The 7,057-nt window shown below is 69.0% G+C and carries 6 protein-coding genes; 4 read left to right on the top strand and 2 right to left on the bottom strand.

Translation table 11 applies throughout. From position 1 onward, the window contains the following. Together ASC46_RS20515 and ASC46_RS20510 are read right to left on the bottom strand one after the other, a co-directional pair. Positions 1–244 (bottom strand): IS5 family transposase (locus ASC46_RS20515; protein WP_055461134.1); only part of this gene is annotated, 244 nt, incomplete at its 3' end. 133 nt (positions 245–377) lie between these two features. Continuing rightward, a complete protein-coding gene (locus ASC46_RS20510; RefSeq protein WP_055461133.1) occupies positions 378–1,679 on the bottom strand; it encodes a ubiquinone biosynthesis hydroxylase in 1,302 nt (433 codons plus the stop codon). Positions 1,680–1,795: 116 nt separating this feature from the next. Between ASC46_RS20510 and tesB the strand changes: the two genes are divergently transcribed. From tesB to ASC46_RS20490, 4 genes are all read left to right on the top strand, one after another. Continuing rightward, on the top strand, positions 1,796–2,665 hold the full coding sequence (tesB, locus tag ASC46_RS20505) for an acyl-CoA thioesterase II (protein ID WP_055461132.1): 870 nt from the start codon (positions 1,796–1,798) through the stop codon (positions 2,663–2,665). A 191-nt stretch (positions 2,666–2,856) separates the two neighbouring features. After that, positions 2,857–3,195, top strand: a complete 339-nt coding sequence (locus ASC46_RS20500) for a P-II family nitrogen regulator (protein WP_055461131.1) — start codon at positions 2,857–2,859, stop codon at positions 3,193–3,195. A gap of 25 nt (positions 3,196–3,220) precedes the next feature. After that, on the top strand, positions 3,221–4,585 hold the full coding sequence (locus tag ASC46_RS20495) for an ammonium transporter (protein WP_055461130.1): 1,365 nt from the start codon (positions 3,221–3,223) through the stop codon (positions 4,583–4,585). A 185-nt stretch (positions 4,586–4,770) separates the two neighbouring features. Continuing rightward, positions 4,771–7,057: FtsK/SpoIIIE family DNA translocase (locus tag ASC46_RS20490; RefSeq protein WP_055461129.1), on the top strand; the 2,287-nt coding region annotated here is incomplete at its 3' end.

Genomic DNA, 7,057 nt, shown 5'->3' with positions numbered 1-7,057 from the left:
TTGTGATCGCGTCCATGAGCCGATCCCAGACGCCCGCCTTCCGCCATCGGTTGAAGCGGTTGTAGATCGTGGTCGGCGGCCCGTAGCGCGCCGGCATGTCCGCCCACGGCGCGCCCGAGCGCAGGCACCAGAAGATGCCATTGAGAACCCGCCGGTCATCCACGCGAGGCACGCCCCGCGACTTGTTGGGAAGGTGAGGCCGGATCGCCTCCCATTCGAAATCCGTCAGATCGTAGCGGCCCATCGCAAAGCTCCCGAAAAGGAGCTTGAATCACAATTGCCACCGTCAGGGAACCCAGAGCCGTTTATGGGTTTACGGCCTAGGATCGTTGCCGAGTACGAGAAACGCTGATTAGATTATATTTCGGGTAATTTTCCTACAAGGCCTCGCCGCGCATCAGCCGCGGCACGGCACCGGTCAGTCCCGCCGCCTCGCGGATGAAGAAGCGCTTGGCCGCCGGCATCCGCTCGACGAGGCCGAGGCCGAGGTCGCGCAGGAGGCGCACGGGCAGAAGGTCGTTCGAGAACAGGCGGTTGAGCCCGTCCGTCGCAAGGCCCATGGTCACCGTGTCGAACCGCCGGGCGCGCTCATAGGCGAGGAGCGCCTCGTCATCACCGACGTCACGGCCGAGGCGGCAGGCATCGATGATCTTCTCCGCCAGAACGGCGACGTCGCGCAGGCCGATGTTGAGCCCCTGGCCGGCGATCGGGTGGACGACGTGGGCGGCGTCACCCACGAGGGCGAAGCGCCCGGCGACGAAGCGCCGGGCGATGCCGATCGACAGCGGGAAGGCACGGGCGGGCGACAGGAGCGTGATCTCGCCGAGCTCGAGGCCGAAGCGGCGCTCCACCTCCTCGCGCAGGTCCTCGTCCGGCAATTGCAGCAGGTAGTCGGCCGCATCGGCGCGCTCGGTCCAGACGATGGAGGAACGGTGCCGGCCGTCCCGCGTCGTAAGCGGCAGGATGGCGAAGGGGCCCGAGGGCAGGAAATGCTCGATGGCGCGCCCCTCGTGCGGGCGCTCGTGGCCGATGGTGGCGACGATGCCGACCTGACCGTAGCTGCGGCCGACCCAGCCGATGTCGGCCATGTCGCGCAGGCGGGAGCGGGCACCGTCCGCCGCCACGAGGAGGCCGGCCTCGATGGCGGCGCCGGAGGCGGACGTGACCAAGACGCGCTCCGGCACGGCCGCGAAGCGGGCAATGCCTTCGGCAGCGAGCGTGACCCCCGCCTCGCGGCAGGCGGCGGCGAGGGCGTTGACGAGATCGTCATTCTCGACCATGTGCGCGAAGGGCTCGCCGGGCGCCACCTCGCCCGCGAAGTTCAGGATCAAGGGGCGCACCGGGTCGGCGAGGCGGCTGTCGGTGATGACCATGTCGAGGATCGGCGCCGCGCGCTCCGCCACAGCGCCCCAGACGCCCAGGGTCTCGAGCATGCGCCGCGCACCCGCAGCGATGGCCGAGGCGCGGGACGCATCGCCGCCGGGCGCCGGGCGGGCGAGCGCCGGGTCGCAGACGGTGACGTCGAGCCCGCCGCCGCCCCCCCTGGCGAGCGATAGGGCGAGTGCGAGGCCAGCGAGCCCGCCGCCCGCGACGACGACGCGCCGGGAGGGCGGGACCGTCCGCGTGCCAGCACGCCGTCCCGCGCTGCCCTTGCGTCCGGTGCCTTTCGCTGCGGCCATGCCCTCTCTCCGACGATCTTGACGAACAGGCCCGGCAAGGGCCTCATGCATTCGATCCCCGCGCGCGGGGGCTTAGTATCATCGCAGGTGCTCGTGCACCTGCCCCGGAACGGACCATGAAGCACGCCATCTCCGATCTGCTCGAAATACTCGATCTCGAGGTGTTGGAACACAACCTGTTTCGTGGTCGCAGCCCGCAGGTGGGATGGCAGCGCGTCTTCGGCGGGCAGGTCATCGGCCAGGCGCTGGTGGCGGCCACGCGCACGGTCGAGCCGCAGCGCAACGTCCACTCCCTGCACGCCTATTTCCTGCTGCCGGGCGACCCGAAGGTGCCGATCGTCTACGAGGTGGACCGCATCCGCGACGGGCGCAGCTTCACGACGCGGCGCGTGGTCGCCATCCAGCACGGGCAGGCCATCTTCTCCATGTCCGCCTCGTTCCATGTGCACGAGCCCGGCCTCGTCCACCAGGTGCGCATGCCGGACGTATCGGGGCCGGAGGATCTGCCGAGCGACGAGGAGATCAAGGCGCGCGTGCTGCCGCTGATGCCGGACCCGGTCAGGGCCTATTTCGAGCGCGAGCGGCCGATCGAGCTGAAACCTGTGGAATTCCGCCGCTACATGTCGCGCGAGCCGATGGAGCCGCGCTTCAACGTTTGGATCCGTGCCACGGGCCGGCTGCCGGACGATCCGGCCATCCACCAGTGCGTCCTCGCCTATGCCTCCGACATGACGCTGCTCGACACCAGCCTCGTCGCGCATGGGCGCACGGTGTTCGAGCGCACGATCCAGGCCGCCAGCCTCGACCATGCCCTCTGGTTCCACCGCCCGTTCCGCGCGGACGAATGGCTGCTCTACTCCCAGGACAGCCCCTCGGCGGGTGATGCCCGCGGCTTCTCGCGCGGGCTGATCTTCTCGCGCCACGGAGAGCTCGTCGCCTCGGTCGCCCAGGAAGGCCTGATCCGTCCGCGGGACGACCTCGCTTGAAGCATTCTGCCTAGTATTTGGGCAGCACCCTGCTGCAGTGCGCCTGCCTAAAGTGCAGGCAGGGCGATTCGCGCCGTCCGAAGGATGGCAGCGGCGGGAATCCGCGGGTTGGCACGCGGCTTGTTTCGTCCCTCCCGGTACTTCACGGCGGGCCCGCACACGGGCTGCTCGGGGTCAAGGGGAAACGGGACATGAAAATCGTGATGGCGATCATCAAGCCGTTCAAGCTGGAGGAGGTGCGCGACGCGCTGACCGCCATCGGCGTGCACGGCCTCACCGTGACGGAGGTGAAGGGTTACGGCCGGCAGAAGGGGCACACCGAGATCTACCGCGGCGCCGAATATGCGGTGAGCTTCCTGCCCAAGCTGAAGATCGAGGTGGCCGTGCCCGCCGACCTTGCCGGCAAGGTGGTCGACACCATCGCCGACACCGCCCGCACCGGCCAGATCGGCGACGGCAAGATCTTCGTCTACAGCATCGAGAGGGCCGTGCGCATCCGCACCGGCGAGACCGACGGCGACGCCCTCTGAGCCCCGCAATCCAGGAGTTCGAACGATGACGTTCAAGCGCTATGCAGGGGCCGGAGCCGGCGCCCTCGCCCTTTCCCTTGTCCTTGCGCTGCCGGCGCTCGCCCAGACCGCCGCCCCCGCAGCGGGAGCCGAGACGCCTGCCGCAGCCGCGGACTTCGCCTCCGCCAAGGACACCGCCTTCATCTTCAATTCGCTGCTGTTCCTGATGGGCGGGTTCCTCGTCATGTGGATGGCCGCAGGCTTCGCCATGCTCGAGGCCGGCCTCGTGCGGACGAAGAACGTCTCGATGCAGTGCCTGAAGAACGTGGCGCTCTATGCCATCGCCGGCATCATGTATCTCCTCGTCGGCTACAACCTCATGTACACCAACGTCGATGGCGGCTTCTTCGGCTCCTTCGGCGTCTACGGCTGGCCGGCCGCCGGCACGGCCAACGAGGGCGACTATGCGGTCGCCTCGGACTGGTTCTTCCAGATGGTGTTCGTCGCCACCGCCGCCTCGATCGTGTCCGGCACGCTCGCCGAACGCATCAAGCTTTGGCCATTCCTTCTCTTCACCGTCATCCTGACGGGCTTCATGTATCCCATCACGGGATCGTGGAAGTGGGGCAAGGGCTGGCTCGACGTCATGGGCTTCTCGGATTTCGCCGGCTCGACCCTGGTCCACTCGGTCGGCGGCTGGGCAGCGCTCGCCGGTGCGCTCGTTCTCGGCGCCCGCAGGGGCAAGTACGGGCCTGACGGCGCGGTCCACCCGCTGCCGGGCTCGTCCATGCCGCTCGCCACGCTCGGCACCTTCATCCTCTGGCTCGGCTGGTTCGGCTTCAACGGCGCCTCGCAACTCGCCATGGGCACCAACGCCGACGTGTCGGACATCGCGCGCATCTTCGCCAACACGAATCTCGCCGCCTGCGGCGGTGTCGTTGCCGCCATCCTGCTGACGCAGGCGATCTACAAGAAGGTCGACATCACGATGGCGCTCAACGGCGCCCTTGCCGGCCTCGTCTCGATCACAGCCGAACCGCTGACACCGGCCCCCGTGGCGGCCATCATCATCGGCGCCATCGGCGGCATCATCGTCGTCTTGGCCGTGCCGATGCTCGACAAGCTGAAGATCGACGACGTCGTCGGCGCGATCCCCGTGCATCTCCTCGCCGGCATCTGGGGCACGCTCGCCGTGCCGCTGACCAACGACGAGACGAGCTTCGGCACGCAGATCATCGGCATCCTCGCCTATGGCGTGTTCACCTTCGGCATCAGCCTCGTCGTCTGGTTCGTCCTCAAGGCGACCATGGGCATCCGCGTCAGCGCCGAGGAAGAGGCGCTCGGCCTCGACAAGGCCGAGATCGGCGTCGAGGCCTATCCGGAGTTCAGCGGCAGCGGCATGCGCAGCTGAGCCACCCCTGATGTCCGAGAACAGGAGGCCGCGCCCCGCCAGGGCGCGGCCTTTCCCTGTCCACTGCCATCGCTGCCGCCGCACAAGGTTAACGGGGGTTTAACTCGCGGCCCGCTAGGGTAACGTATCGGTCGTCCCGGCCTCGCCGGGCGGCCGGGAGCGTCCATCCCAGCCCGGTTGCTACCATGCGAACGAGCCGCCACTCCCTTTCGCAAGCCGACGAACTGTCGGACGCCATGCGCCGCTTCTTTGCCCGTCGCGCAGCGGAGATCAGCGGACTTGGGCTCGTGGCGCTGGCCCTCGCCTTCGGTCTCGCCCTCGCCACCTGGTCGGTCGAGGACCCGAGCCTTACCCATGCCACCAACGGGCCGGTGAAGAACCTTCTCGGCCCGCTCGGCGCCGTCATCGCCGATCTCGGCATGCAGATCCTCGGCATGGGCGCCATCGTCTTCGTCGTGCCGGTGGTGATCTGGGGCATGCAGCTCATGGGGCGGCGGCGCCTCGAGCGGCTGGCACTGCGGATCGGGCTGTGGCTCGCTGGCACGGCCGCGGCGGCCGCCGTCGCCAGCGCCATGCCGGCCACCACCTCCTGGCCGCTGCCGAGCGGCCTCGGGGGCGTCGTCGGCGATGGTCTGCTTTTCGGACTGCGTAGCATCCTCGGCCTGACCAGCGGCCCCGGCGCCGCCATCATCACGCTCGTCTATGCCGGCATCGCCATCCTCGCGCTGACGGCCGCGTGCGGCTTCGGCTTCCCCGAGACGGCGGATGACGACGACGAGGAGGAACTCGCACCGCGTCGCGCCTCGCGCCGGGCGCAGGCGGATGATTTCGAGGACGAGGGTGCGGACGAACCCGGCTGGGGCATCGTGTCACTCGGCGCCGTCGTGCACGGCTTCATGACGCTGAAATCGGCCATTGTCCGCCGTCTCGCCGCACGGCGCCCGGCGCAGGCTCACGCCGGCTCCCCGGCCGCGCCGCAGGTCCCCTCCGCACCGCGCACTGCATCCCGGCGCGAGCCTCGCTTCGAACAGGCGCCCGCCGTCCATGACGTCTTCGACGGCGCGGCGGGTTTCGGCGGACACGATCCCGCCGAGGCGCCCTTCGCCGTCGACGACGAGGCCTATGCGCCCCGGACGGCAGGGCCGGCCGTGTCGCGGGTGGTGCCGCCGCCGCCGGCGCCCAAGCCCGGCAAGCGCCTGGCGCGGGAGGCGCAGCCCTCCTTCCTCGACGACGGCGAGGACTACCAGCTGCCGCCGCTCGCCCTCCTCGCCGAGCCGAAGAAGAACAACGGCGCCGTGATCTCGCCCGAAGCGCTCGAGCAGAACGCGGCACTTTTGGAGAGCACGCTGGAGGATTTCGGGGTCAAGGGCGAGATCATCAATGCCCATCCCGGCCCGGTGGTGACGCTCTACGAGCTGGAGCCGGCGCCCGGCACCAAGTCCTCGCGGGTGATCTCGCTCGCCGACGACATCGCCCGCTCGATGAGCGCCGTCTCGGCCCGCGTCGCCGTCGTGCCCGGCCGCAACGCCATCGGCATCGAACTGCCCAACGCCAGGCGCGAGACCGTCTACCTGCGCGAGCTCCTCGCCTCCCAGGACTTCGAGCAGACGAGACTCAAGCTTGCCCTGTGCCTCGGCAAGACCATCGGCGGCGAGCCCGTCATCGCCGAACTCGCCCGCATGCCGCACCTGCTCGTCGCCGGCACCACCGGCTCGGGCAAGTCCGTCGCCATCAACACCATGATCCTGTCCCTCCTCTACCGCCTCAGGCCCGAGGAGTGCCGCCTCATCATGGTCGACCCGAAGATGCTGGAACTGTCCATCTACGACGGCATCCCGCACCTCCTCACCCCCGTCGTCACCGACCCCAAGAAGGCGGTCGTCGCCTTGAAGTGGGCCGTGCGCGAGATGGAGGAGCGCTACAAGAAGATGTCCAAGCTCGGCGTGCGCAACATCGACGGCTTCAACGCCCGCATCGCCGAGGCAAGGGCGAAGGGCGAGGTCATCACGCGCACGGTGCAGACCGGCTTCGACCGCGAGACCGGCGAGGCGGTCTACGAGGACGAGGTCATGGACCTCGCGCCGCTGCCCTACATCGTCGTCATCGTCGACGAGATGGCCGACCTGATGATGGTGGCGGGCAAGGAGATCGAGGGCACCATCCAGCGCCTCGCCCAGATGGCGCGCGCCGCCGGCATCCACGTCGTGCTCGCCACCCAGCGCCCGTCGGTCGATGTCATCACCGGCACCATCAAGGCGAACTTCCCGACGCGCATCTCCTTCCAGGTGACGTCGAAGATCGACAGCCGCACCATCCTCGGCGAGCAGGGGGCGGAGCAGCTGCTCGGCCAGGGCGACATGCTGTACATGGCCGGCGGCGGGCGCATCACGCGCGTGCACGGGCCGTTCGTGTCGGACGAGGAGGTGGAGAAGGTGGTGGCGCACCTCAAGGCGCAGGGGCGGCCGCAATATC

It is taken from the genome of Chelatococcus sambhunathii (assembly GCF_001418005.1).
Lineage (GTDB): Bacteria > Pseudomonadota > Alphaproteobacteria > Rhizobiales > Beijerinckiaceae > Chelatococcus_A > Chelatococcus_A sambhunathii.
The sequence above is the reverse complement of the archived record's forward strand: the minus strand, read 5'-3'. Positions and strand labels throughout refer to the sequence as shown.

What these genes read in the sequence shown, in the direction of transcription:
- ASC46_RS20510 (WP_055461133.1), bottom strand. Translation starts at nt 1,679, where the DNA reads ATGGCCGCAGCGAAAGGCACCGGACGCAAGGGCAGCGCGGGACGGCGT.
- tesB (WP_055461132.1), top strand. Translation starts at nt 1,796, where the DNA reads ATGAAGCACGCCATCTCCGATCTGCTCGAAATACTCGATCTCGAGGTG.
- ASC46_RS20500 (WP_055461131.1), top strand. Translation starts at nt 2,857, where the DNA reads ATGAAAATCGTGATGGCGATCATCAAGCCGTTCAAGCTGGAGGAGGTG.
- ASC46_RS20495 (WP_055461130.1), top strand. Translation starts at nt 3,221, where the DNA reads ATGACGTTCAAGCGCTATGCAGGGGCCGGAGCCGGCGCCCTCGCCCTT.